The sequence below is a fragment of the Ruegeria sp. AD9 genome, from assembly GCF_056542305.1.
Window position 1 is genome coordinate 42,643 of the sequence record NZ_JBQFZP010000001.1, and the last position, 25,132, is coordinate 67,774.

General features: G+C 56.8%; 21 protein-coding genes and 1 tRNA gene. 10 read left to right on the forward strand and 12 right to left on the reverse strand.

What is annotated here, in order from left to right; translation table 11 throughout:
* Positions 1-30: 30 nt before the first annotated feature.
* Entirely contained in the window at positions 31-1,647 is a 1,617-nt protein-coding gene (locus tag ACR0AM_RS00200; protein ID WP_480621812.1) for an MFS transporter, read from the forward strand.
* Here the strand turns inward: ACR0AM_RS00200 and ACR0AM_RS00205 are convergent, their stop codons facing one another.
* The 7 genes from ACR0AM_RS00205 to ACR0AM_RS00235 all read right to left on the reverse strand — a co-directional run bounded on the left by ACR0AM_RS00205 (position 1,648) and on the right by ACR0AM_RS00235 (position 8,976).
* Positions 1,648-3,240, reverse strand: coding sequence for a trypsin-like peptidase domain-containing protein (locus ACR0AM_RS00205; RefSeq protein ID WP_480621813.1), 1,593 nt, complete (start codon positions 3,238-3,240; stop codon positions 1,648-1,650).
* Positions 3,241-3,430: 190 nt separating this feature from the next.
* Positions 3,431-3,504 (reverse strand) — tRNA-Gly (locus ACR0AM_RS00210).
* Between the two features lie 69 nt (positions 3,505-3,573).
* Complete coding sequence (locus tag ACR0AM_RS00215) at positions 3,574-4,401, reverse strand: polyphosphate kinase 2 family protein (RefSeq protein ID WP_480472879.1); 828 nt, start codon at positions 4,399-4,401, stop codon at positions 3,574-3,576.
* A 125-nt stretch (positions 4,402-4,526) separates the two neighbouring features.
* The gene (locus ACR0AM_RS00220) at positions 4,527-5,582 is read right to left on the reverse strand and encodes a methyltetrahydrofolate cobalamin methyltransferase (protein ID WP_480472881.1); all 1,056 of its coding nucleotides are present in this window, start codon (positions 5,580-5,582) and stop codon (positions 4,527-4,529) included.
* Between the two features lie 9 nt (positions 5,583-5,591).
* The gene (locus ACR0AM_RS00225) at positions 5,592-6,518 is read right to left on the reverse strand and encodes a methylenetetrahydrofolate reductase (RefSeq protein ID WP_480621814.1); all 927 of its coding nucleotides are present in this window, start codon (positions 6,516-6,518) and stop codon (positions 5,592-5,594) included.
* A 25-nt stretch (positions 6,519-6,543) separates the two neighbouring features.
* Complete coding sequence (locus ACR0AM_RS00230; protein WP_209503861.1) at positions 6,544-6,840, reverse strand: virulence factor; 297 nt, start codon at positions 6,838-6,840, stop codon at positions 6,544-6,546.
* Positions 6,841-7,089: 249 nt separating this feature from the next.
* Positions 7,090-8,976, reverse strand: coding sequence for a PhoX family protein (locus tag ACR0AM_RS00235; protein WP_480621815.1), 1,887 nt, complete (start codon positions 8,974-8,976; stop codon positions 7,090-7,092).
* A 178-nt stretch (positions 8,977-9,154) separates the two neighbouring features.
* On the opposite strand from ACR0AM_RS00235, the gene ACR0AM_RS00240 reads away from it, so the two are divergent.
* Together ACR0AM_RS00240 and ACR0AM_RS00245 are read left to right on the forward strand one after the other, a co-directional pair.
* Positions 9,155-10,267: a Ppx/GppA phosphatase family protein gene (locus ACR0AM_RS00240; RefSeq protein ID WP_480621816.1), complete on the forward strand. Its 1,113-nt coding sequence runs from the start codon at positions 9,155-9,157 to the stop codon at positions 10,265-10,267.
* Positions 10,267-10,983 (forward strand): RlmE family RNA methyltransferase, encoded by a 717-nt coding sequence (locus ACR0AM_RS00245; RefSeq protein ID WP_267365935.1) that lies wholly within the window; start codon positions 10,267-10,269, stop codon positions 10,981-10,983. Before ACR0AM_RS00240 ends, ACR0AM_RS00245 begins: the two co-directional genes overlap by 1 nt.
* A 2-nt stretch (positions 10,984-10,985) precedes the next feature.
* Here ACR0AM_RS00245 and ACR0AM_RS00250 read toward each other — a convergent pair whose 3' ends face one another.
* The 3 genes from ACR0AM_RS00250 to ACR0AM_RS00260 form a co-directional block, all read right to left on the reverse strand.
* Positions 10,986-11,177 (reverse strand): hypothetical protein, encoded by a 192-nt coding sequence (locus ACR0AM_RS00250; protein ID WP_480480831.1) that lies wholly within the window; start codon positions 11,175-11,177, stop codon positions 10,986-10,988.
* 87 nt (positions 11,178-11,264) lie between these two features.
* Positions 11,265-13,166, reverse strand: coding sequence for a multiheme c-type cytochrome (locus ACR0AM_RS00255; RefSeq protein ID WP_480621817.1), 1,902 nt, complete (start codon positions 13,164-13,166; stop codon positions 11,265-11,267).
* Positions 13,163-14,029, reverse strand: coding sequence for a YihY/virulence factor BrkB family protein (locus ACR0AM_RS00260; RefSeq protein ID WP_267366794.1), 867 nt, complete (start codon positions 14,027-14,029; stop codon positions 13,163-13,165). Before ACR0AM_RS00260 ends, ACR0AM_RS00255 begins: the two co-directional genes overlap by 4 nt.
* A gap of 171 nt (positions 14,030-14,200) precedes the next feature.
* Here ACR0AM_RS00260 and ACR0AM_RS00265 point away from each other — a divergent pair, with 171 nt between their 5' ends.
* A complete protein-coding gene (locus tag ACR0AM_RS00265; RefSeq protein ID WP_480621818.1) occupies positions 14,201-15,289 on the forward strand; it encodes an AI-2E family transporter in 1,089 nt (362 codons plus the stop codon).
* 99 nt (positions 15,290-15,388) lie between these two features.
* Here the strand turns inward: ACR0AM_RS00265 and ACR0AM_RS00270 are convergent, their stop codons facing one another.
* Entirely contained in the window at positions 15,389-16,057 is a 669-nt protein-coding gene (locus tag ACR0AM_RS00270) for a Crp/Fnr family transcriptional regulator (protein WP_480472899.1), read from the reverse strand.
* A gap of 206 nt (positions 16,058-16,263) precedes the next feature.
* Here ACR0AM_RS00270 and ACR0AM_RS00275 point away from each other — a divergent pair, with 206 nt between their 5' ends.
* The 3 genes from ACR0AM_RS00275 to cls all read left to right on the forward strand — a co-directional run bounded on the left by ACR0AM_RS00275 (position 16,264) and on the right by cls (position 20,386).
* Positions 16,264-17,883 (forward strand): arylsulfatase, encoded by a 1,620-nt coding sequence (locus ACR0AM_RS00275; RefSeq protein ID WP_480621819.1) that lies wholly within the window; start codon positions 16,264-16,266, stop codon positions 17,881-17,883.
* 94 nt (positions 17,884-17,977) lie between these two features.
* A complete protein-coding gene (locus ACR0AM_RS00280) occupies positions 17,978-18,949 on the forward strand; it encodes an HAD family hydrolase (protein WP_480517116.1) in 972 nt (323 codons plus the stop codon).
* A 24-nt stretch (positions 18,950-18,973) separates the two neighbouring features.
* On the forward strand, positions 18,974-20,386 hold the full coding sequence (cls, locus tag ACR0AM_RS00285) for a cardiolipin synthase (protein ID WP_480472905.1): 1,413 nt from the start codon (positions 18,974-18,976) through the stop codon (positions 20,384-20,386).
* Here cls and ACR0AM_RS00290 read toward each other — a convergent pair.
* Positions 20,383-20,817, reverse strand: coding sequence for an ion channel (locus ACR0AM_RS00290; RefSeq protein ID WP_480472907.1), 435 nt, complete (start codon positions 20,815-20,817; stop codon positions 20,383-20,385). The two genes, cls and ACR0AM_RS00290, sit on opposite strands and share 4 nt — an antisense overlap.
* 172 nt (positions 20,818-20,989) lie before the next feature.
* On the opposite strand from ACR0AM_RS00290, the gene ACR0AM_RS00295 reads away from it, so the two are divergent.
* From ACR0AM_RS00295 to ACR0AM_RS00305, 3 genes are read left to right on the forward strand one after another with little or no spacing between them, the layout of a single operon-like run.
* Positions 20,990-21,637, forward strand: a complete 648-nt coding sequence (locus ACR0AM_RS00295) for an ABC transporter ATP-binding protein (protein WP_480603551.1) — start codon at positions 20,990-20,992, stop codon at positions 21,635-21,637.
* A complete protein-coding gene (locus ACR0AM_RS00300; RefSeq protein ID WP_480621820.1) occupies positions 21,634-24,048 on the forward strand; it encodes an FtsX-like permease family protein in 2,415 nt (804 codons plus the stop codon). Before ACR0AM_RS00295 ends, ACR0AM_RS00300 begins: the two co-directional genes overlap by 4 nt.
* A complete protein-coding gene (locus ACR0AM_RS00305; RefSeq protein WP_480621821.1) occupies positions 24,038-25,078 on the forward strand; it encodes a lipocalin-like domain-containing protein in 1,041 nt (346 codons plus the stop codon). The genes ACR0AM_RS00300 and ACR0AM_RS00305 overlap by 11 nt, the downstream gene beginning before the upstream one ends.
* The last annotated feature ends 54 nt before the right edge of the window (positions 25,079-25,132 follow it).

The following is a 25,132-nucleotide window of genomic DNA, read 5'->3' on the forward strand; positions in this document are numbered from 1 at the left end:
AGGAAATCCTGCGATGCGATTTACGTGAACATGACCACTGACCAGCCTTCTACAAGAGTGCGGCTTTCTGCATGGTGGCATAGAACCTTTGTTGATCTGGCCCGACAGATGCAATGGTCCTACCTGCCACCGCTCATGGTCTATTTTGCCGCCGGTGTTTCTGGTCTGACATCGGTCGTCGGTGCCTTCTTTCTTAAGGACTACCTTAACCTATCCGCATCCTTTGTTGCCGGGCTGGCGTTTTGGGCCGGGCTTCCCTGGATCCTGAAAATGCCGCTGGGTCATATTGTTGATCTGTTTTGGCGGTGGAAGTCATTGCTGATCCTATTGGGGGCAACCCTGATCACCTTGTCCCTGCTCACCATGTACGGGCTTGTAGCCTTTCCCGGACATATGGCTGATGTCATGCCGCTGGAACATTGGTACATCATTGCCCTGCTCTTGGCGCCTTCCGGCTATGCCATTCAGGATGTTGTCGCCGACGCGATGACAGTCGAAGCCGTTCCAAAGATCAATCCCGACGGACAGCCGTTTTCGCCCGAGGAAACCCGTGCACAGCATACAACAATGCAAACCCTGGGCAGGATCGCCATTTTCTCCGGTTTTGCAGCCGTTGCCGCGGTCAATATCTGGGTGTTCTCGGGAACCGAGGGCATGCAGAAATCAGACCGCCTTGCATTGTATGGCAACGTCTACCTGATCGCGCTTGTCATTCCACTGCTGTCCGTCAGCGGTGTGGTTTTGCACGGTTTGATACAGCGTCAACGTCTTCGCCAAGGTCATCCCCCTCATACCCATGACGAAACCACCGAGGTCAAATGGCCGATCCTGCTGGGCGGTCTCGCCTTTGTTGTATTGAGTATCGTGTTAGGAACATCGAATTTCCAACTCGCCCAGGAAACTATTTTTGCAGTCTCTCTGAGTGTGATCTTGTACCTGATGTCACGCTTGGTGAAGGAACTGAACCCAAATCAGGCAAAGGCCCTGATTGGTACGGCGATAATCATTTTCGTGTTTCGTGCGGTTCCTCTGCCCGGGTCGGGGTTGACCTGGTTCGAAATCGACGAGTTGGGGTTTGACGAGCAGTTCCTGGCAATCCTGGCGCTTCTGACGTCCCTGCTTGCATTGGTGGGGCTCATCGTCCTGAGACCGTTTATGGCCAACCGCTCGATTGCTCAGGTCGTCATCATTCTGACCATCGCGTCGGGGGTCCTCGCCCTGCCCAACCTAGCGCTGTATTACGGCGTGCATGAATGGACATCTGCGCATACCGGCGGGATCGTAGACGCAAGGTTCATCGCAGTCCTCGACACCGCAGTTGAATCTCCGCTGGGTCAAATCGCGATGGTTCCGATGCTGGCCTGGATCGCACGTAATGCTCCTGTGCATCTGAAGGCAACTTTCTTTGCCGTCATGGCGTCATTCACCAACATGGCATTGTCGGCCAGCAGTTTGGCAACGAAATACCTGAACCAGATTTTCGTGGTGTCGCGCGCGGTAACCGACCCGGAAACCGGTGTCGTCACATCGATTGCCGATTACGGCCAACTTGGGCACCTGTTGATCGCCGTGGGCCTGATTTCTGTGATCGTTCCGTTGGTGGTCGTATTCCTTGTTCAAAAATCGCCGTTCCAGACCAACGACTGATTACTGGCTGACAGTTTCTCTCAGCAAGGTTTTCAGGTGCAAAACCGGAACCCCGATGTTCGAGCCCCCGAACTCTGGCAGGATCGCGGCGTTAATCGCGACCACCTCTCCCTTGCGGTTCAGGGCCGGCCCTCCGCTTCCTCCTGACGTTGTTTCAGCGTCATAAACGACTGCACCCGGGCTTGTCTGCGCCACAATTCCTCGGCTGGCGAGAGGTTGAACCTGGTTTTGCGCAGATAACCGTGCGGCGATCGTCCAGAAATTGACGGACCCGTCTTTTTCGAGCGTATTCAGAAACTCCGGCCCCGCCTGCGCAATTAATGATTTCAGGCCAGTAGGATACCCCAGCAGAAAGACTTCGTCACCGCTTCGTGGAAGATCTTCCGCCAGTGGCAATCCCAGCCCCTCGATACGGTTTGGATCAACCGACAAAAGTGCCAGATCAGCGGTATCACTGAACCGGTCCAAAGTAGCCTCGATCGGATCGGTCTGACCTGGCAGATAGGCCAGCAACCGAAGCATCTCGGCCTCAAGACCTGCGTTTTTCAGTGCCTGAGCTTGGTCGCCGGATGTCCAGGGCAAGGCAACGTGGCGGTTGGTGGCCATCAGCGGCGTACCCTCCAGCAGAAATCCGGTGCCAGTGAACTGGAACTCCGCGGGCTCGCCTGTTGCGTCCGGTTCGATCCAGGGTTGTCCGAAGGGTGTTTGCAACTTCTCTCCGTTCGGCCCCAACACGTGGCGCAGCAGTTTACCGCTTTCGATATGACGCAATCCGTAGGCGCCCTGAATGAAAGCCACGGATTGAGTAGAGGCGGTGATGACCCGCGTAGACGCCCCCGCGCGTTGTTCAAGGGTACCCAGCCGCTGCTCGGTTGATATCAGCTGGTTCTGAAAGGCTTCCCTCAACGCCACAAGGTCTTCGGGGGTTAGAACATCTTCCCGCGTCTGGCTAAGCATGGTCGCCACAGCTTCAATCTTGCGAGCTTCCTGTTGCAGGCTGTCGGCCAGTCTCCGGTCGTTTTGATAAAGCAGGAACAGCAGACCTGCGATCAGCGCAATCGCGGCTACTACCGTAATCCTGAAGAACATAGTGGTTTGAGAAACAAGCCTTCGCCCACTCTCACGCAGCGCACCCGACATTCTTTGGGCAAAGGGTCGGCGACTTGACCGCGCATAGGCATAGGCGTCGCTCAGGATATCCTCGACCGTATGACGAATGGGAAACCTCTGAGTACATATGCGGTATCGGGAGATCGGGCCCAATTCGCCAAACTCGATCATGTCGCCGTGTTTCAGCGTTGCCGACACAATCTTGTGGCCATTGACCCAGATGTCTTGCCCTGCCAGCGCGTTGAGCACATAGCCCCCCTCGGTCCACTGAAGCGTTGCGATATCTTCGTCATGGGGCGGTGTGTTGTCTTTCAGGCGTAGGCCTAGCGCACGGCCTTCGCCAACAGAAACAGTCAATGCGCTGTCGACAAGCCAGGAAACCGTTCCACGGGACGGGCCGGTCAGGCTCTCCAGAAAGGCATGAACATCACCTGCGCAAGGCTCTTGGGGTGTTCTCGTGCCGGTCTGATCAATTTCCCGCATAGTTGGGCTCTGCTCAACAGTGATGGGGTCACTCTATCATAAGACGCCCGGAATCCTACTAATCGCAAGGGGGATGCCCCAAACCGGGACTATCTAAAGGCATAAATCAATTTGGTGGAACGTCCCGAAAAGACCCCCATGCCTGCCAGAGCAGGCCTTCACCGGAAATCGCCGTCTGACCTGAGAGTTCTGGAGCGGGTAGCGGGAATCGAACCCGCGCGTTCAGCTTGGGAAGCTGACAGGCTACCATTACATCATACCCGCCGCACCTCTGAGATATAACCAGAGTTCCCTGACGCGCAAGCCGGATCGTTTCAGCTCGCCCGGAAAACATCACTCAGTCCGCGCACGAAGACTGTCGATCAGCGAGTCTTCAACATCCAAAGCCTGGATGGCCGCCTCAAGCGTACGGCTGTCCAGATGTTGCGGGTTCAGATCGACCCCTGCTGAAAACGCTTTGACAATGGCCTTCATGGCGCTGATGCGCGCATATCTTTTGTTATTGGCCGGTATTACGTGCCACGGCGCCAGATCGGTTGACGTCCGGGCCAGCATTTCATCCACGGCGACCTCGGTAACATCCCATTTCTCGCGATTCCGGAAATCCTCGTATGTCAGCTTCCAGCGCTTCAACGGGTTTCTGAGCCGTTCTGTAAACCGCTGCATCTGTTCATCTTCAGAGATGTGGAAGAACAGCTTGACGATCCGGGCACCATCGTCGACCAGCATGCGTTCGAAATCATTGATTTCCTGATAGGCAGCGCGCCAGCGCGTTTCCGGGGTCAGGTTCTCGATCCGCTCAACCAACACGCGCCCGTACCAGCTGCGGTCAAATGCTGATATCGCACCGGACGGTGGCAAACGTTCCCAAAACCGCAGCAGGTAATGCCGGTTGAGGTAGTAGTTCCGGGGTGCCCCAATTGGCCAGACCTTAAAGCTGCGCGGGTCCAGAGCTTGGCTGATCCTGCGAATGGTTCCCCCCTTGCCTGCCGCATCCCAACCCTCGAACACCAGCACACCCTTGAGCCCGTGAAACAGATAAGCTTGCTGAATCCTGGCCAGTTTGGCCTGAAGATCAATCAGTTGCTCGAAATACTCCTTTTTGCCCAACCGCTTGGTCAGATCCGCTTCTGAGAGTTTCGGGGGGTGATGTTTGCTCATCGTGCCACCTGATCGTTGCGTCCCGGATCAGGATATCCTGAACCATTACGCAAAATCGACATTGATCAGGGTCAAACGAAAAGGCCGGGCGCAGTGCCCGGCCTTAGCTGTCTTTGTTGATGCAATCAGGCGCGGCGACGACGGCCACCGCCGCGACGACCACTGGCTGCGCCACCAGCCTCGTCAGGTGATTTGTTGAACCGGATCCACTCACCACCATGCGGGTCGTTGTTGGTCAGCAGGTTGGCAGCGCGGATGGCCTCCATCTCTTTTCCGGCGCGCGGCTTGGTGGAGCCCAGGCCGAACATCTGAACGAACGCCTCGTCATCCATACCTTCTGGCAGAATGATGCCAGCTGCGGCAAGGGCTTCTTTTTTCTCGGCAATTTTTGCCTGCGTCACTGGCAGAGCCACCGGGTTCATAATCGCCGAGGTCATGCCGGCACCCATTGCCATCGGCAGGAAGGCATTGTTGATGCCGTGGCGGTTCGGCAAGCCGAACGAGATGTTGGATGCGCCACAGGTGGTGTTCACACCCAGTTCCTCGCGCAGGCGGCGAACCAAAGCAAACACCTGCTGACCAGCTGTTGCCATCGCGCCAATCGGCATGACCAGCGGGTCAACAACGATGTCATGCGCGGGGATTCCAAAATCGGCAGCACGCTGAACGATCTTTTTGGCCACTTCGAAACGGACATCGGGGTCTTCCGAAATACCTGTGTCGTCGTTCGAGATTGCCACAACAGGAACATTGTATTTTTTGACCAGCGGCAGAACCAGTTCCAGGCGCTCTTCCTCACCGGTGACCGAGTTCAGCAGCGGGCGACCTTCCGCCGCCTCAAGACCCGCCTCCAGAGCACCGGGTACCGACGAGTCGATACACAGCGGAACTTCGACCAGACCCTGTACCAGCTCAACGATCTTGCGCATCAGTGGCGGTTCGGTCTCGTTCGGGTTGGGGTTCGAGTTGTAGACGACGCCCGCGTTGATATCCAGAACGGTCGCGCCCGCCATCACCTGCGCCAGCGCATCCTTCTCGACGGTCGAGAAATCGCCTGCCTCCAGTTCGGCCGCCAGCTTTTTCCGACCGGTCGGGTTGATCCGCTCTCCGATCACGCAGAACGGTTCATCAAAGCCCAGAACGGCAGTTTTTGTTTTTGATTCTAAGACTGTACGGGTCATGTCCGTTCCTTAGGAGTTTGCAGGCTGCGCCGAGGCACCGCCATTATTGATCGCCCAGTTGGCGTTGGTTTTGATCCCGCCCAGCGGGAAGAAGTGCACGTTGGTGATGTTGAAATCCGGGTTGGCCGCTTTGTGGTTGGCCAATTCAGTCACAACATCGTTCGGTTCATAGGGCAAGAGAAGCTTCGACACATCCATGGCGCGTTTTTGCAGAACTTTCAGCGACGGGCCGACGCCGCAAGCAATTGCGAACTTGATCAGGGTCTGCAGTTTGGCCGGACCGGCGATACCAATGTGGATGGGCAGGTCGATACCTACCTCTTTCAGACCATCCGCCCAGGCGATGATCGGCTTGGCATCGAAGGCAAACTGAGTTGCCAGGGCCATCTCGGCATCCGTGGTTTCGTTGAATTTCTGTTTCCAGCGCAGGGCGTCATCGACGTTCTTGGTGGACCCATCGGGATCGATGTCCTTGTTACCCTCGGGGTGACCGGCAACATGAAGACGCTTGAACCCTGCCTTGTCAAACAGACCGGTTTCCATCAGCTGCATGGAACTGTCGAAATCGCCATGCGGTTTTGTCACACCACCGGCCAGCAACAGCGCCTGCTCGACGCCCGCCTCGCCCTGGTACATCGAGATCCAGTTTTCCAACGTCGCCGCATCCTTGATGATCCGCGCCGGAAAGTGGGGCATGACAGGATAGCCTTCGGCTGCAATCCGCTTGGCTGTCTTGACCATATCTTCAATCGGGGTGCCTTCGATATGAGCAATGTAGACGCGTGTGCCTTCGGGCAGCAGCGCGCGGAAATCCTCGACCTTTTCGGCGGTCCGCGGCATGACCTCGATCGAATAGCCTTGCAGGAAGGCTTCGACGGTCGGGTTCACAGGGCTGTTTTCGACCACATCACGTTTCTTGAAGTTCAGCAAAGCCATTGAGGCCTCCCATTAAGATACGGGCTTATGCCCAACCGTCATTTGCGATCAGCGCTTTGATGCGGTCCTGATCGTATTCCTTTTCCAGACGCAGGGCCTCGGCCTCGGCTACTTCTGCCGGGTCGCCATCAACCGCAAAAGGCTCGGCCTTGCGCCATTCGGCCAGATAGGCATCACTGTCCTTGGCGTTTACCTTCATGGCGGCGCGGTCGATGGCTTGCTCGAACCGTTCTTCCAGTTGCCGCTTCGCGCCGCGACGGCCTTTGCCGACGATGACCTGAGCGGGAATGTCGCGCCAGTACACGATGGTGACGTCAGGCATTACTGTGATTCCTCCTAACCCGATGGGCCGGTTCTAAACTTCAATGTGGGGATTGGTCGGTCGGTTTTCGACACCCGGCGCTTTTCAAGCGACGTTTTCGCCCACGGTGGCGTGGCGGGGTTTTAACCCGTCTCGCGGCAAAAACGCATACCAAAATTCTCATTGTCACTATGAGAGCATTGCATAATGAACAAAAAGCCCCGGACCGCATGACCCGCCCGAGGCTTGTTTCAACGCGTCTTGCCAAGGTTAACCGACCAACCCACCGTCTTCACGAGTAACCGCAATGATGGCTGAACGTGGAACCGAGTTACCACCGTCGGGCCAGTGGCTATTACCGTCTTCACCGGGGTGTTGAATACCAACAAACATGGTGCGGCGATCCGGCGACCAGCTGAGCCCAGTGATCTCACACTCGTTCGGGCCAACCAGAAAACGACGGATTTCACCGGTAACCGGGTCGCCTGCCAGCATCTGGTTGTTCCCCTGCCCTTCGAAGTCGCCCTCGTTGCTGTATTTGCCGTCGGTCTGGATCCACAGCAGGCCGTTGCTGTCAAACTTCAGACCGTCGGGCGAGTTGAACATGTTGTCGGCGTTGACATTGTCCGAACCGCCATACGCATCCTGATGCACGGTCGGGTTTCCGGCCAGTACATACAGGTCCCATTCGAAACCCGATGCGCCATGGTCTCCGCCTTCAGGGCGCCAGCGCACGATCTGACCGTATTTGTTCGCCTCGCGCGGATTCGGCCCGTTGACCGAAGTGTCGTCGCCACCGGCATTCGGTTTCACACCGCGGTTCTTGTTGTTGGTCAGGCAGCAATAGACCTCGGGCGCGTTCGGGTTGGCCGCAACCCATTCCGGGCGGTCCATGGTGGTCGCGCCAACAGCCGATGCTGCTTGCCGCGTATGGATGCAGATTTCGGCCTGCGACGTCATACCAGTTGTTTCGGGGGTCAGGTCCAGCCACTCACCAGTCCCGTCGTCGTTGAACTTTGCAACCGACAACGTACCGTTCTCAAGCAGCGCATGCGTGTCCACCCCAGCGGCATAAAAACCTTCCGAGACAAAGCGGTACAGGAACTCGCCCCGTTCATCATCACCCATGTAGACAACGACACGACCGTCATTGTTCACAATGGCCTCGGCGTTTTCGTGCTTGAACCGACCGAGCGCGGTCAGCTTACGAGGGGTCGAGGTTGGCTCGGTCGGATTGATTTCGACAACATAGCCTGCGCGGTTCGGCTCGTTAGGGTTTTTCGAGACGTCGAAACGCTCGTCAATTCCGGCCCATCCGTATCCCCAGTCCTTGGACGAAACGCCGTAGCGCTGAAGTTCGGCGCTGACCTCATGGTTTTCGTCCTCAGTCGAGAAGTAACCATTGAAATTCTCTTCACAGGCCAAATACGTCCCCCATGGGGTCATGCCATTACCACAGTTGTTCCAGGTGCCTTTACAGATGGTGCCTGTCGGATCGGCGGCAGTTTTCAGCAGATCATGGCCAGCGGCAGGCCCCGTCAATGACATGTCTGTCTGCGGCGTGATGCGGCGGTTATACGAGCTATCCTTGACGATGCCCCATTTGCCGTCGGTAACCGCAATCTCGACCACCGTCACACCATGCGCCATCATGCCTTTGGCGACATCGTCATCCGAGGCGGCTTTGGCGTCCGGGTTGTTGCCCCAAAGGATATCGCGATTGGTGTATTCGTTGTTCACGACCAGTAGAACGTGACCCTCGTGCAAAAACACATCCTGACCGTCGGTGTTATCACCAAATGCGCGCTCTTGGCTGGCAGCGGTTCCACGGGTGGCCGGATCAAATTCGGGCACATCAGACCAAAGCGGGTCGCCCCAGCGCACCATCACCTCGGCCTTGTAGCCCAGCGGCACGATGACGTCATCGGCAGTTGACGCCGGAATCGCCTCAAACGCAAATCGATCTGCGGCTGCGCGCGCACCAGTTGGAAGCAGCGACCCACCCAAAGCCGTGAAACTTCCCATCGCCAATACGCCACCTAAAAATCCACGACGTGACAAGGCACGTTCAACGACGCGGTCAAACTCACATTCCTCTGGGCGCGGGTTCACCATTTCATCGAATTCGTCAAAGGTCAGGACACGTTTATCTTTCATGGCAGGCTCCGTCTGCGGCTGATTGCGATCAAGAATCCCTCAACCGGGATCAAAGATCAAATCGCACCTCAGTATGAACGGCGTGTGACATCCAAGCCAAATTTGAAATGGAAATCGCTTGCACGTCGACGACGCCCCGCCTAGGGTCAAATCAACTCGAAAATCGGAGGGCGTTACGATGGCGCCCAAGCGTCCCAAAGGTGCGGGCGCGTTCCCGAAAGCGGTCGAAAGCCCCGCGCCGGCAAGACCCGATCTGGATGCCCTGTATGCGGCTCTGGATTTGGGAACAAATAGTTGCCGCATGTTGATAGCCCAGCCCAAGGGCAGCGGGTTTCATGTGGTTGACAGCTTCTCCAAGTCCGTGCAGCTGGGCGCGGGTCTGGAACGCACCGGACGTCTGTCGCGGGCGTCGATGGCACGAACCGTTCAGGCGCTGCGAATCTGTCAACAAAAGCTGAAGCGGAACAAAGTGAAACGGATGCGTCTGATCGCAACCGAAGCCTGCCGCCGCGCCAAGAATTCCCGCGAGTTCATCCGACAGGTCAAACGCGAAACCGGGCTGACGCTTGAAATCATCCAACCCGAAGAAGAAGCCCGTTTGGCGGTGATTTCCTGCGCCCCGCTGGTGTCCACCAAGACCGAACAGCTGTTGGTTGTCGATATTGGCGGCGGTTCGACCGAGCTGGTCTGGATCGACATCTCGTCCGTCCCACGCCGTGACCGCCCGGCTGCGATTATGCGTTTGCATAACGGATTTCACACGGCCGACAGCCCTTTTCCGGCTGCAAAAGTTGTAGACTGGATCAGCGTACCGCTGGGTGTTGCCACGTTGCGGGATCAGTTCAATGACGTCGAAAACGACGCCGCTCGCTTTGCATTGATGAGCTGGTTTTTCGAAGAAAACCTGGCCGATTTCGCACCTTACAAAGATGAACAGACCCGCGAAGGTTTTCAGATCGTCGGCACCAGCGGAACTGTCACAACGGTTGCGGCATCGCATCTTGGCCTGAAGCGTTATGACCGGACCAAAGTTGACGGGCTGCGTATGACCAGTGACCAGATTGACAAAGTGATACGCGGGTATTTAGAACTCGGCCCTCATGGGCGCCGCCGGGATCCTCGGATTGGGGAAGACCGGCAGGCCCTGATCATGTCCGGCTCGGCCATTTTGCAGGCATTGTTGCGCTGTTGGCCCACTGATCGCCTTTCCGTGGCAGATCGGGGCCTGCGCGAGGGCCTGCTTTATGCGCAGATGAGCGCGGACGGGGTACTGGAAGACGGACCGTTCTGATGGCGAAGACACCAACTGGCAAAAACAACTCGGGGCGCGGACAACGTGACCTGAAGGTAAAGGTAAAAACCGCACGTGGTCGCAAGCTGAGTTCGACCCGCTGGCTCGAACGGCAATTGAACGACCCCTATGTCAAGCGCGCCCAGACCGAAGGATACCGTGGGCGGGCCGCGTATAAGATCATGGAACTTGACGACAAGTTCCGCTTTCTCGTACCCGGAGCACGGGTTGTTGATCTGGGATGCGCACCCGGTGGCTGGTGCCAGGTTGCAGTCAAACGGGTAAACGCGCTTGGTGAAAAATCGGGGAAACGGATCGGAACGGTGCTGGGCATCGACTTGCAGGAAGTGGAACCGGTTGCGGGTGCCGATACCCATGTGCTGGACTTCATGGAGGATGACGCCGACCAGAAGGTCAAGGACTGGCTGGGTGGCAAGGCCGATGTTGTAATGTCGGACATGGCCGCAGCGTCCTCGGGTCACAAGCAGACCGACCATCTGCGGATCATCGCGCTGTGTGAAACTGCGGCCCATTTCGCCTTTGACGTGCTGGAAGAAGGTGGCACATTTGTAGCCAAGGTTCTTGCTGGCGGCGCCGAGGGCGATTTGCAAAAACTTCTGAAGCAGAAATTTCAGAAAGTGGCGCATGTGAAACCGCCCGCATCCCGTTCAGACAGCTCCGAGAAATTCGTTATAGCAACCGGGTTTCGCGGCTGAACTTAATCTTCCAAACGGATACGGTTTCCGGTCAGACGTTGTTCACGCAACGACGTGGCCGCCATACCCTGCAACATCAGAGTATCCCCGTGCGAAACATATACAGGCTCGCGATTGCGCAGCTCTTCAATGCGCTGCGCCAGTGTAGCAGGGTTCGGCCCGGTTGCTTTCTGTCTTGTTGACTCAGTGGACATACATCACCTCAAAACAACAGTTCTGAAATGCTGTTATCGTAAAATCTTGCCGTGAAGATGGAACAATTCGGGCAAGCCTGTGCCGGATCAGGGGCCCAGTTGTTGCAACAATTGCAGCAAGGCCGGGTCATCGGGCAACCTGCCCAAGGCTTCGCGCAGGGCTATACGGGCGGCTTCCGGGCCGCGATTAATCTGTGCCAGCTGTACTACCATGGGCCACGCTTCGGCGCGCTGAGGGTCCAGCGCTACAACCTCGCGAAAGGCCCGTTCGGCGGCCGGGGCGTTGCGCAGCGTCAACGCCATGCCCCCCAGAACCAGATGCGTTTCAGGGGCATCCAGCCTGTTCTTGATCGCCGCCTGCCACTCGGCCATCCCTTGCCCGGCCAGATCCTGTTGTTGAGGTGTCAGAGCTTGAGGAGGGATACTCAGATACTCCTTGGCGGCGGCAATGCGAACGTTGCGAAAAGGATCAGACAAAAGGGGCTCTAACCTTTGCGCACGATCCGTTGGGCTCGCCTGACGCTGCAAGGCTGCTGCATTTGCGCGTATCAGCGGATCGTCTTCCTGCAACAGTGGCGCTGTGTGCGCGGCAACTTCGGGCGAGCCGAAGGGTTGCAGCAGATACGCCGCTGTTGCGCGCACGATAGCGGGTTGCGAGGGGTCCATTGCGACAGCAATTAAACCCTCTGGCGTTTTCAACTGACCATCGGCAGCAGCTTTGAATACCGTACCAAAATGTGCGCCCCGATTGGCTGTGTCAGGAAACCACCCTTTGATCCGGCTGGCAGCCCAGACCTGATCCTTATTCTGGTGGCAATCAGTGCAGGCATCAGCCCCTAATCCCAAATCCGGTCGCGGCACGCGAAAGCTGTGATCCCGGCGACCGTCCACTCCCATATAAGTGCGTTCGATCATGTGGCAGCTTTTGCACTGGGCACCCGCGCTATCCATAACGTGATGATGGTGACTGGGGGTATCGTATTCCTGTTTCGCTAGCGTCGGGAATTCAGGGTTTGCGGCCGTGGAATGACATTGCGTGCAAATACCGTTGCCTTCGGCCTTCAACTGCGCGCTGTGTGGCTCGTGGCAGTTCATACACCCGACCCCTCGGGCATACATCTTGGATTGCAGGAACGAGCCGTAAACGTAGACCTCATCAAGTATCTGCCCGTCCGGATGATACGAACCGGGCCGCAACACAGCCAGGTTATAGGCATCATGATACGGGGTTCCCGGCAAAGGATTTCCGTTGCCATGCGCCTCGCGCCGCGAATGACATCCGGCACATTGCTGGATCCCGGCCTCGGTCTGGCCCTTGCCCCAGCTCATCGAAAAGCCTCTATCACTCAGCCCCCCGGCAACGCCCTGCCCTTTGGTCCAATCGATATGTGCCGACCCCGGTCCATGGCAAGCTTCGCAGCCAACACCAATCTCGGCCTGTCGCGAAGAGTATGTTCTGGATTGCGCGTCGTAGTTCTTTTCAAACCCTGTGGCGTGACATTCGGCGCAGCGCGCGTTCCAGTTCTTGTAAGGGCCCGTCCAGTGCAGCCCGTCTTCTGGTGGCAGATCCTGATCGGGGTATAAGTGGTACCAGCGCTTCTGCTGAGTGTCCCAAACCACATCAAAACTTTGCAACCGCCCCGGTTCGGTTTCAAACAGATATTGTTGCAGAGGCGTAATCCCAACGACGGAATGCACATCATATGCCGTCGTCGCACCGTCTTTTTCCGTTACACGAGCTGTGAACCCGTCTGCCTGTTTAGTAAATTCAACCGTCATCCCGTTCTGCACGAACCGGGTTCCATCGAAATCGGCGACCAGATGGCCGTCGCCAACTTCCGTCCAGGCCAAGGCATGGTGAGACGAAGCCCATGCCTCGGCCTCGCGTTGATGGCAGTCCGAACATTGATCCGATCCGACATATTCCAGTGACTGCGCCTGCCCTTCACTTGCGAGGGTTAAGCAAGCCGCCAGAATGGCAAATCTCATGCCTTATCTCCTTCAGCGGCGTTCCGAAGGTCGATCAATGCGCCGTTGTATTCAGCGCCAAGGATCAGCATCGCAGAACACAGATACAGGAAGATCAGCGCAGCCATTGCCCCGGCCAAACCCGCATATGTGGCACTGTAGGTGGCGAACTGGCTGATATAGACTGAAAATGCCCATCCGCCAGCTGCCCACAAAACCAATGTCAGTATGACGCCGGGCAGGATCTGGGTCAGGCTGTGCCTGCGGGTTGGCAGAATTAGATGTGCCAGCAGGACGGTGCCTGCCGGAACGGCCACGGTAAACGTCCACCGCAGGCGATCTACGGACAGCCAGTCCGCTACCGGAGCTTCGGTATGCTCTGCCACCAGTTTCGTGTAGACCGGCAAGACCACCTCGACCGTTGCAATAACAAGGATTGCCGAACCGCCAAGGATAACCAGAACCAGACACAAAAGCCGGGTCTTCCAAAAAGGCCAACTGTCCTGATCGTGATAGGCCTGATTCATCGCAGCGCGAACTGCGGCAACCCCGTTGGAGGCAAAGTAGATCGCAAGTAAGCCACCCAGCGTAATCACACCCGACCCTGCCCCGGCCAGAACGGCACGCAATTCGGCCACGATAGGGTCCGCAACATCCTTGGGCCATGCCCCGAATAGCAGATCAATCAGCTCATCGGTAACATAGTCCTGCGACAATGCCCCGGCCAGCGCCACGGTGAACAACACAAAGGGAAACAGGGCCATCATCAGCGACATGGCGACGTGGCTGCTCATGACAGGTCCATTTTTCCTGACGAACCGGCGAAGTGCCAGCCATAGCGCCTGAAGCGGGCGGCCAAACGGGGGAATCGTAGGCTTTGTCATCCTGCAACCCTAACCCGCCGAAATAAAACACAGAACCCGTCATCGGTATCAAAGTGACAAAAGCCGGTCTGCAAACCGCTGACTGCATTGCTAAAACCGGAATGCAGGTGCAGGATTGGGCAAAGCGGGACGATCACTAGCCTGCTTAAGAACAGATAAACAGGATACTGAATGATCCCGGATCAGGAAGATTTCACGGCTCGCCCCAGGCTAAAACTGTCTGTTGTCCGCGACACCTGCATTATCGCAGCGCTGATGGTGCTGGGGCTTTATGCGGGGGCGAACTTCCTGATCCCGCTTGCCATGGCACTGCTGGTCAACGTTCTGATCATTGCGCTGAGCGACCGCGTCGTCGCGCTAACCCACGCTCCAGTCTGGCTGGCAAATATCGCTGGTGTGACCATCGTTCTGGCGGGTTTGTTCATGATCATGTACGTGCTGGGCAGTCAGGCAACGCAGTTTGCACGGTCCGTCAGCACGTACGAAAACCAGTTCGACGGGGCGGTTGAGCGCATAACCGGTCTTGTCGGCAACGACGTCACCACTTTCATCCGCGACAATCTGGTCAGCATCGATATGACCTATGTCGCACGCCTGTTGCTGGGCAGCGCTACGTCCCTACTGAACCAGTTCTTTCTGATCAGCCTCTATGTCGCGTTTCTGATGGCCGAGCGTCTGGCCTTTCGCAAGAAAATTCAACTTGCGGCTGGCGACCCCCAAACCGGCGCTGATTTTGCGACCATGCTTGATGCCATATCGATCAGCCTGCAACGATATGTTGGGGTTAAGACCCTGATCAGCCTTATCACAGCGGGCATCAGTTATTTTGTATTCAGGGCCCTTGGTTTGGAATATGCGGAAACCTGGGCCGTTTTGACCTTTGCTTTGAACTTCATTCCTTCGATCGGGTCGATCATAGCGGTGTTTTTTCCGGCCATGATCGCGCTTGTTCAGTTTGATACGATCGTTCCGTTTCTTATCATCTTATTTGGGTGCGGCACCCTTCAATTCCTGATCGGTAACTTCCTTGATCCGGCCATGCTGGGCCGCTCGCTGAACATGTCGACATTCCTTGTCATTCTGGCGCTGACATTCTGGACAACTGTCTGGGGCCTGATCGGTGCTTTCCTGAGCGTGCCACTGACGGTCTGTATTCTGATCGTGTTCAGCCACATCCCTGCTTTACGCCCGGTCGCGATCCTGATGTCTCTGGACGGCCAATTGGGCGAGGAGGACGGTCAAGCGCGTGCTAATAACTGAACTGCGGCGTGGCGTAGGCTTAAGTTCGTCGGGTGCCGTACACAGCGGCCAGCCTGTCCGCGTATGTTGGACCGCATACCGGTGTCACGACCCGAAACCTCAGGTCTGACAACTGGCTATCAATGCGCCCCGATCCAGCAGTCGAACCCGGCCATACCCCAGTTCGATTAACCCCAAATCCACAAGCCGGTGAAGGTTCCTGTGCAAAGTCGGTTGCGACACAGCAATCATCGCCGCCAGATCGTCCTGGGAAACATCAATCCAGCCATCGGTTTTCGAGGTCCCTTCGTCCAAGTGAAGCAACCTCAAGACCAGCCGCTTCTCCGTTCCCGTCACAGCCAGATTTGCCATGATGCGCAAAGCGGTCCGCATATTCTCATGCGTCAACGCATAGAAATCCCGGATGTAGTCAGGATTGTTCTGAATCAACCGCGAGATGCTTAAATTTGGGAAAAACAAGGCTTGAGTGGCTTGCGTCGTGATAACACTGACCAGACGCAGCGCACCTGCAAACAAAGCCAGATCGCCGATCCAGAACCCAGCGCCGTCGCGGTGAAGCACAAACTCCTGACCATCATCCGCTGGGGCCGTTATCTGCACACCACCGCTGAGAATCGCATAGATACCATTTGCCGGATCACCATAGTGATACAGCGTCTCTCCCGCCTCTACCGATTTCGGTATGCCAAGGGCTGCCAAATCGGCCTGAAACTCTGACGAGCGTTCACTGAACCATCCGGTGTTTCGTAATAGCTTCAGATTATTCATTTTGTCTCACATTTGTACTTTGCGATATAATCATATGATGAGTTTCCGACGCAAGAAGTAACCTATGCTAATGGTGTTCGATTCCTGCTACCAAAGATTTTCAATATGGGAATCAACACTTTGCTGCCGCGTTGTTCATGCATTTGAACGCCGTGTGATTCATTTCCTTTGGGGTCGCCAAGATCCTCTCAGATCAGGAGCAAACCATGTTACCTCCACGTTCGCTATCCGGCACCTGGCGCAGTAACTTGCGCCGACTTGCCGTGGTAACCGCCACGTTGACACTGGCCATACCCGCCTGGGCGCAGGACCAGAAACCGAATATCCTTGTGATCTGGGGCGACGATGTTGGTCAGTCCAACATCTCGGCCTACACGCGGGGGTTGATGGGGTATCAGACACCCAATATCGACCGTATCGCCGAAGAAGGTATGATGTTCACGGATTACTACGGTGAACAGTCGTGCACGGCTGGGCGATCATCTTTCATCATGGGGCAATCCGTTTTCCGCACGGGCCTGTCCAAAGTTGGCCTGCCGGGCGCTGAGGAAGGCATGCAGATCGAAGACCCGACCATTGCGGGCCTTCTGAAAGCGGAAGGCTACGCCACGGGTCAGTTCGGAAAAAACCACCTAGGCGACCGGGATGAACATCTGCCGACAAACCACGGTTTTGACGAATTTTTTGGCAACCTCTACCATCTCAACGCCGAGGAAGAGCCGGAAAACATCGACTATCCCAATGATGCTGTTCTGCCCGATGGCAGAACCTTCCGACAAGCTTTTGGCCCGCGCGGTGTAATCAAGTCGACAGCGGGTGGCGAGATCGAGGATACCGGCCCGCTGACCAAGAAGCGCATGGAAACGGTCGACGATGAAACCGCGGCGGCTGCGATTGAATTCATCCGCAAACAAGAGGAAAGCGGCACGCCGTGGTTCGTCTGGTGGTCAGGCACCCGGATGCATTTCCGCACGCATGTTTCCGAAGAGAAATGGGCAAAAGCAAATGAAATCGTCGGCAAGCAGGTAGATGAGTATACGGCTGGCATGATCGAACATGATATGCATATTGGCGACTTCCTGACTGCGCTTGATGAGCTGGGCATCGCCGACAAAACCATCGTGTTTTACTCGACCGACAATGGTCCGCACATGAATACCTGGCCAGATGCCGCGATGACCCCGTTCTGGGGTGAAAAGAATACCCAATGGGAGGGCGCATGGCGCGTACCTGCCATGGTTCGGTGGCCCGGCAAGATTACCGAAGGCGCTGTGTCGAACGAGATCGTGCACCATATGGATTGGTTACCGACATTCCTGGCTGCAGCTGGCAACGAAACCGTGAAAGAAGAGCTTCTGGAAGGTGTCACCGTGGCCGAAGTTGGCGGCGGGCGTGACTATCGCGTGCATCTGGATGGCTACAACATCTTGCCGTTGCTGACCGGCGAAACAGACAAGAGTCCGCGCAGGGAAATCTTCTATTTCACGGACGATGGTGACCTTGCGGCACTGCGCTTCGGTGATTGGAAAATCACCTTCCTGGAACAGAAGGCATGGGCAACCTTGCGCGCCTGGATGGAGCCACTGACCCCTCTGCGCGTGCCATTGATCACCAACCTGCGACGCGACCCGTACGAGCGTGGCTACCGCACATCGAACACCTACTATGACTGGATGCTCGACCGTGCCTACATGCTGGTACCTGCGCAGGCCTATGTCGCGCAGTTCCTTGAAACCTTCAAGGAATACCCACCCCGACAGGAAGCGGCGAGCTTCAGCCTCGACAAAGTGATGGAGAAGTTGACGTCACCTCCGGGCGCACCGTGAACCTGACTGTTTGATCCAAGACACAGCAAAGCCGGAGTCCCGATACCGGGGCCCCGGCCCTTCTCATTAGCGGTTGAAAATTGAGGAATAAACCGTGCGTCTATTTTTGATATTGTGCAGTGTGCTAGGAGCGACGGTCGCCATCGCTGACCCCTTGCCGTCATGGAACAATTTAGAATCCAAAGCGAAAATCGTTTCGTTTGTTGACGAGGTAACCGACCCTGCCTCAGCTCATTACGTGACGCCTGATGATCGGATCGCCGTATTCGACAATGACGGAACGCTTTGGGCCGAACAGCCGGTGTATTTTCAGTTCCTTTTCGCCATGGATCGTCTGGCCGATCTGGCCAAGCGGGACCCGTCGATCCTGACAACTCCTGCTCTGGAAGCTGCTGCAAAGGGTGATCTAGCGACCGTTCTTGAAGGCGGGCATGAGGCGCTGATCGAAGTTGTCAACGCATCGCATTCTGGCACCAGCGTCGAAGAATTTCAGGCAGCTGTTGCGCAGTGGCTGGAAACCGAACGCCACCCCAACACCGGCCTTCGTTATGACCAGATGACCTATCAGCCGATGGTCGAGTTGCTGCGTTATCTACGTGACGAAGGTTTCAAGACCTACATCGTATCCGGCGGTGGCATTCATTTCATGCGCGTCTTTGCCGAGGATGCCTATGGTATCCCGCCGGAACAGATATTGGGGAGTTATGCAGACAGCACCTATAAGGTGATCGACGGCAACCCGACGATCATCAAGGCACCGGGGCTAGCCTTCATCGATGACAAGGAAGGCAAGCCGATCAATATCGAACGCACGATTGGCAGACGCCCTATTCTGGCCGCAGGCAACTCGGACGGAGATTTCGCTATGCTGGATTGGACAACGTCGGGTGATGGTCCGCGTTTGGGAATTCTGATCCACCACACGGACGCCGAACGCGAATGGGCTTATGACCGCGAAAGCTCGATCGGAAAGCTGGCAGATGGGCTGGATCGGGGTCCTGACAAGGGATGGATCATTGTCGATATGGCGCAAGACTGGTCACGCATCTACACTGGGGCAAACTAAACGGCCCGAAAGATGTAAGACCCCATGTGGACAGCACTGGTATCTATCTTTGTATTCACGTTGTACGTGGCTGCATTTGTGTTTTCGATCCGAGCGGCACAAACCGCGCGGACACCGCAAGGTGCCGTTGGTTGGGTGGTTTTTTTGGTTTCAGCCCCTTTCCTAGCGGTGCCGTTGTATCTTTTTCTGGGACACCATCGCTTTCACGGATATCGCATCGCGCGCCAGAAAAGTGAGCGGGTTGTTGAAGGGATCAAAACCTTTGCCGATTACTCAAGGCCCGATCCCTCCTCAATGTCCATCAATCCGCGCCCGTTCGAGTTTCTGGCGCATCTTCCTGTGTCCAGCGGAAACGGTGCCCGGCTACTGGTTGACGGGCAAGCCACATTCGACGCCATTTTCGACGCCATCGACAAGGCCAAGAACTATATCCTCATTCAGTTCTACATCATCAGAGACGACGCACTGGGCCGCAAACTGCAATCCAAGCTGATCGAGGCGACGAAACGTGGGGTTCACGTCCGTTTCATGACCGATGCAGTCGGCAGTTACGGATTGCCGCGCGCGTATCTGGATACCATGCGTGAAGCCGGAATTGATGTAGCCGACCCGCGTCAGCAACGCGGCCCAAATTTCCGGTTTCAGCTGAATTACCGAAACCATCGTAAAACTGTCATTATCGATGGCGAGACAGGCTTTATCGGTGGCCACAATGTTGGCGAGGAATATCTGGGCAAACATCCGCATTTCGGTCATTGGCGCGACACTCACATAATGATGTCCGGTCATGTCGTCCGGCAATTGCAGCTTATCTTCACTGAAGATTGGCATTGGGCGCATAACGAAGACCTGATTGATGAACTTGACTGGGCGGGCAGTGAATCCGAACAGAACATGAATGCCCTGCTGGTCGCGACCGGACCCGGAGACGAAACCGAAACTGGCGCCATGATGTTTTTTGCAGCTATCGCCGAGGCAAAAGAACGGTTGTGGATTGCGTCGCCTTACTTCGTACCCGACATCGATGTCATGACAGCGCTGCAACATGCCGCGATGCGCGGTGTGGATGTGCGCATCCTTGTTCCTGACATGATCGACCATCGCCTGCCATGGCTGGCCGCGTTTGCCTATTTCGATGAAATCCGCGACTGTGGCGTGCGCGTATTCCGCTATACCGGCGGGTTCATGCATCAAAAGGCGTTCGTTGTCGACGATACGCTGGCCGCTGTTGGAACAACAAACCTCGACAACCGATCCTTCCGCCTCAACTTCGAAGCAATGGCGCTGTTCTTTGATGCCCGGGCTGCCCAGGCCGTCGACCAGATGCTACAAGAAGATTTCGAAACCAGTTTCGAATTGACCCGTAGGTTGCGTCAACAACCGGCCCACATCCGCTTTGGTGCGCCGCTGGCACGGTTGTTTGCACCGATCCTTTAGGAAAAGAACTTCTCCTGAAAAACGCGGGTCATCAATGCGACCAGATACGCGGTCGACAATCCAAACGCCAACAGCCCGGTGACCGAAGCAAACGAGCCGAAAATGCGCAGCCCTTCACCCAAAACGATGTCGCCGTATCCGAGCGTCGTAAACGTCACCAACGAGAAATAGATGGCCGAGTTCCAGTCCGGCAGAACATTTAGCAACACCCAGACGATAGCCCAGATCCAGACCTGAATGGTGTGCGTTGCGATAATGAAGCCCAAGGCAACGGCAATCGGCCCCGCGGTTGCCACAAACACCCCGCGTGTGACCCATTTTTTGTCCATCTTGATAATGGACATCGTGCACCAGGTCAGAAAGAGAATCTCGATCAGGATGCAAATACCCAGAAAGGTACTGCCCCAAACGATCTGATGCAGCAACGTCATGTATTTACACCCTGATTTTCGGCCACGAACTGTCAGGGCACAATGACCTTTCAAAACGCAAGGCACAACCCCGCCACCGGATAAGGTAGCCTGCGGCGAAAGGAACCGGAGTAAGGTCTGCACTGGACAGTTGGGAAGTCCGGCGCACATCCTGTGCAAAAAAGGGCGCTTCATGCTGTTGATCATCGACCGAGTTCAAAAGACTTATCCCGGCGGGCGGCCTGTTCTGCGCGACGTGTCTCTGACACTGGATCAGGGACAAACGCTTGCTCTGACCGGTGAAAGCGGCAGCGGTAAGAGCACCTTGCTGAATCTGGCCGCCGCCCTGGACAGTTTCGACAGAGGCGAGATTACGCTGGATGGCACGCCCCTGTCCCCTTTGGATGATGCGGGCCGGGCCGGGTTGCGGCGCAGAAAGGTTTCGCTTGTGTTCCAGCAGTTCAACCTGATCCCATCGCTGACCGTGGGGCAAAACCTGTCCTTTCATGCCCGCCTTGCAGGTACCGAAAATGCCCAATGGTCCGGGCAATTGGCAGACCGGCTTGGGCTTTCGGATCTGCTGGACCGCTACCCCGAAAGCTTGTCGGGCGGCCAGCAGCAGCGGGTGGCCATAGGACGGGCCATGGCCGCGCGCCCGAAACTGTTGCTGGCGGACGAGCCGACTGGCAATCTTGACGAAACCGCCAGCGCCAAAGTGCTGGACCTGATGCTGTCACTTGTGGCTGATACTGGCGCAGCTTTGCTGCTGGTGACGCATTCCCCGCAAATCGCGGCCCGTCTGGACACGCACCTACGCCTGAGCAGCGGGCGCATCCAATGACATTGGCCGTCGTCCAGGCCCTGCTGTCCCATTGGCGGGTGCATTGGTTGCAACTGGCAACGCTGCTGATCGGTATCGCCCTGGCAACTGGTTTGTGGTCCGCTGTACAGGCCATCAATGCCGAGGCCCGCGCCAGCTATTCCCGTGCCAACGCCCAACTGGCACTTGGGCAGTTTGACGAATTGCACGATCCAGCCGGTTTCATCGCCATGTCCCGTTATGTCGACCTGCGTCGCGCGGGGTGGCAGGTGGCCGCCGTACTGGAAGGCCCTTATCGGGTCGCTGGACGTACGTTGCGTTTGATGGGCGTGGATATGGTGGCCCATCCCGCCCTGCCCGCAATTACCGAGGCCCAGCAAAGCGGTGCGCCGCCCGAACCGGCGGACATATTGACTGCTCCGGGTCGCCTGCTGGTTTCGACAGAATTGGAGCCCTTGTTGCGCGATCAGGACACTCTGCCCCCGGTTCTCAGTACTTCTGCGCTGCCGCCGGATGTGATCCTGACGGATATCGGCGTTGCCGAACGTCTTCTGAATCAGCCCGGTGCAATCTCGCGGCTCATTATTCTGCCCGATCAGCCGCGCGGGCTTCAGTCCCTAACCACGATCACGCCAGAGCTGGAACGTATCAGCCCTTCACAAAAGATCGACACTGCTCGGCTGACCGACAGTTTTCATTTGAACCTGTCAGCCTTTGGATTGCTGTCCTTTGCGGTCGGCCTTTTTATCGTGAACGGCACGGTCGGGCTGGCCTTTGCACAACGCAGAGGCATCATCCGTTCGCTGCGGGCACTGGGTGTCTCGATGCGATTACTGGTCTGGCTGATCCTTGCTGAACTGACTTTTCTGGCCCTGATCGGTGGGCTCGTCGGGTTGCTTTTGGGCTTCTTTCTGGCCGGAGCACTTCTACCCGATGTCGCGGCCACGTTGCGTGGCCTTTACGACGCACCAGTAACAGGGCAACTGACGCTGCAATTGCAGTGGGTTTTGGCAGGGATCGCCATGGCAGTCTTCGGCACATTGCTGGCCAGCGGCCACGCATTATGGCGCCTGTCGCGCATGCCCCTGCTGGCAAGTCCGGGCGTTCAAGCGTGGCGGGGCGACCCCCGCGCGCGCCATCTTGCAGCGGCATTGGGATTGGTCATGATCCTGGGTGGCGTTTTGGCTTATGTCAGTTTCGGGGGGCTGATCGCCGGGTTTGCCCTGTTGGCTGGCTTGCTGACCGGTGCAGCGCTGCTGCTGCCTGCGCTTTTGTCTGTAATGCTTTCACTCTGCGCCCGCGCGGCGCGGGGCCCTGTTACGCAATGGGTCTGGGCAGATATGCGGGCACAACTACCCGGGTTGTCACTTGCCCTGATGGCCCTGTTACTGGCTTTGGCAGCGAATGTCGGCGTAGGCACGATGGTGTCCAGCTTCCGGCTGACATTTGTCGGGTGGCTTGACCAGCGCCTGACGTCAGAACTCTACCTGACTGCCAGCGACGACGATCAGGGGCAGGAGATTACCGACTGGCTGCGCCCTCAGGTCGAAGCTATTCTGCCAATCCGAAATGTGGAATTGTCGCACGAGACGGGGCCTTTGTTTCTTTACGGTGTAGTAGATGATCCGGTCTATCGGCAGAACTGGCCAGTGATCACCTCAAGCCCGAATGCATGGGATGACGTCATGGCCGGACGTGCGGTTCTGATCAACGAGCAACTGGCGCGACGTGCCGATCTCTGGCCCGGCGATGCTTTGGCCTTATCGCCGGACCACATCCTGACCATCGCTGGGGTCTATTCGGATTATGGGAATCCGACCGGGCAAGCTATCGTCTCGATGGACCAACTGAACCGGATCGCGCCGGGTGTAGAAGCCCGCCGCTTTGGCATTCGTCTAAACCCCGAAAACGCAACCGAAATGGCGCAAACCTTAAGGGAACGGTTCAACCTTCCACGTCAGGCTGTCGTACAGCAAGCTGCAATGAAGGCGCAGTCGCTTGCGATATTTGAGAAGACTTTTGTCGTGACCTCGGCGTTGAATGTACTGACCCTCGGCGTGGCGGGATTTGCCATTCTCACCAGTCTGCTGACCCTGTGGACCCAGCGCCTGCCACAGATCGCACCGGTCTGGGCGCTGGGGCTAAACAGGGCGCAACTTGCACGGTTGGAACTGTTGCGCAGCCTATTGCTGTCGGCGTTGACCGCCTGTCTGGCGCTGCCACTTGGGCTTGTTCTGGCATGGGTTCTGCTGACGGTGATCAACGTTCAGGCCTTTGGTTGGCGCCTGCCGATGTTCGTCTTCCCCTGGGATTGGCTGTGGCTGTTCCTGCTGACCCTTCTTGCCGCCCTGCTTGCCGCCGCACTGCCCGCGCTACGGATGCTGCGCCTGCCACCCGCCGATCTTCTGAGAGTGTTCGCCAATGAACGTTAGAAGCTTCCTGTTCCTTCTTATGTGGCTCTACCCGATACCGCTTTGGGCGCAGGGCTATGCAGGTCTAGGCGGAACCGCTGAAGGTTTTGAAGTGCCGGCAGCCGGGTATGAATTTGATTTCCCAAAGGATCACGGCCCCCACCCGGCCTACCGCATCGAATGGTGGTATCTGACCGCCAATCTTCAAGGGGACGACGGCCTGGACTATGGCATTCAATGGACCCTGTTCCGGTCAGCCCTGAAACCCTATGACAGCGACGGGTGGCAAAGTCCGCAACTTTGGATGGGTCATGCTGCTGTTACGACCCCCAAGGATCATTTTTTTACCGAGCGATTGTCACGCGGGGGGATTGGCCAGGCCGGTGTAACCGCACAACCGTTTGAGGCCTGGATTGATGAATGGCGCATGGCCGGATCGGATTTGGACAGCCTTTCACTGACGGCCAATGGTGATGAATTCGGCTATGATCTTTCACTGACTGCGCAAGGGCCATTGGTATTTCACGGCGACGCGGGCTATTCGGTTAAATCCGCCGATAGACAGGCAAGTTACTATTACTCGCAGCCCTTTTACACAGTCGAAGGCGTGCTGCATTTGCCGGATGGCGAGGTGCAGGTAACCGGTCAGGGGTGGCTGGATCGGGAATGGTCCTCACAACCCTTGGCGGCGGATCAGAGGGGCTGGGATTGGTTCTCGCTCAGTTTTGAGGGAGGCGATAAGCTGATGGCTTTTCGCCTGCGCGGGGATCGAGGCGATTTCACCTCGGCCACCTGGATCAATTCTGACGGCAGTACTGAGGCCATCCCCAACGGTACAATCGGCCTTTTGCCGCTGAGTACCGACGAGGTTGCCGGACGCAATATCCCGACACACTGGCAAGTCGACCTAGCGGATCGGGGCATAGATATTCAGGTCTCAGCCCTGACACCTGATGCGTGGATGGGTACCAATTTCGAATACTGGGAAGGCCCTGTCACCGTAAACGGCAGCCATAAAGGCGTTGGCTATCTTGAGATGACAGGTTACTGAACCAACCCGACTTTTCTTTACGACCGGCGACGCGATCTTTTGCGCGCTGGAAAA

Bases quoted from the DNA above. Each gene is read 5' to 3' on its own strand.
- ACR0AM_RS00200 (WP_480621812.1), top strand. From the start codon at position 31: ATGACCACTGACCAGCCTTCTACAAGAGTGCGGCTTTCTGCATGGTGG.
- ACR0AM_RS00205 (WP_480621813.1), bottom strand. From the start codon at position 3,240: ATGCGGGAAATTGATCAGACCGGCACGAGAACACCCCAAGAGCCTTGC.
- ACR0AM_RS00215 (WP_480472879.1), bottom strand. From the start codon at position 4,401: ATGAGCAAACATCACCCCCCGAAACTCTCAGAAGCGGATCTGACCAAG.
- ACR0AM_RS00220 (WP_480472881.1), bottom strand. From the start codon at position 5,582: ATGACCCGTACAGTCTTAGAATCAAAAACAAAAACTGCCGTTCTGGGC.
- ACR0AM_RS00225 (WP_480621814.1), bottom strand. From the start codon at position 6,518: ATGGCTTTGCTGAACTTCAAGAAACGTGATGTGGTCGAAAACAGCCCT.
- ACR0AM_RS00230 (WP_209503861.1), bottom strand. From the start codon at position 6,840: ATGCCTGACGTCACCATCGTGTACTGGCGCGACATTCCCGCTCAGGTC.
- ACR0AM_RS00235 (WP_480621815.1), bottom strand. From the start codon at position 8,976: ATGAAAGATAAACGTGTCCTGACCTTTGACGAATTCGATGAAATGGTG.
- ACR0AM_RS00240 (WP_480621816.1), top strand. From the start codon at position 9,155: ATGGCGCCCAAGCGTCCCAAAGGTGCGGGCGCGTTCCCGAAAGCGGTC.
- ACR0AM_RS00245 (WP_267365935.1), top strand. From the start codon at position 10,267: ATGGCGAAGACACCAACTGGCAAAAACAACTCGGGGCGCGGACAACGT.
- ACR0AM_RS00250 (WP_480480831.1), bottom strand. From the start codon at position 11,177: ATGTCCACTGAGTCAACAAGACAGAAAGCAACCGGGCCGAACCCTGCT.
- ACR0AM_RS00255 (WP_480621817.1), bottom strand. From the start codon at position 13,166: ATGAGATTTGCCATTCTGGCGGCTTGCTTAACCCTCGCAAGTGAAGGG.
- ACR0AM_RS00260 (WP_267366794.1), bottom strand. From the start codon at position 14,029: ATGACAAAGCCTACGATTCCCCCGTTTGGCCGCCCGCTTCAGGCGCTA.
- ACR0AM_RS00265 (WP_480621818.1), top strand. From the start codon at position 14,201: ATGATCCCGGATCAGGAAGATTTCACGGCTCGCCCCAGGCTAAAACTG.
- ACR0AM_RS00270 (WP_480472899.1), bottom strand. From the start codon at position 16,057: ATGAATAATCTGAAGCTATTACGAAACACCGGATGGTTCAGTGAACGC.
- ACR0AM_RS00275 (WP_480621819.1), top strand. From the start codon at position 16,264: ATGTTACCTCCACGTTCGCTATCCGGCACCTGGCGCAGTAACTTGCGC.
- cls (WP_480472905.1), top strand. From the start codon at position 18,974: ATGTGGACAGCACTGGTATCTATCTTTGTATTCACGTTGTACGTGGCT.
- ACR0AM_RS00290 (WP_480472907.1), bottom strand. From the start codon at position 20,817: ATGACGTTGCTGCATCAGATCGTTTGGGGCAGTACCTTTCTGGGTATT.
- ACR0AM_RS00295 (WP_480603551.1), top strand. From the start codon at position 20,990: ATGCTGTTGATCATCGACCGAGTTCAAAAGACTTATCCCGGCGGGCGG.
- ACR0AM_RS00300 (WP_480621820.1), top strand. From the start codon at position 21,634: ATGACATTGGCCGTCGTCCAGGCCCTGCTGTCCCATTGGCGGGTGCAT.
- ACR0AM_RS00305 (WP_480621821.1), top strand. From the start codon at position 24,038: ATGAACGTTAGAAGCTTCCTGTTCCTTCTTATGTGGCTCTACCCGATA.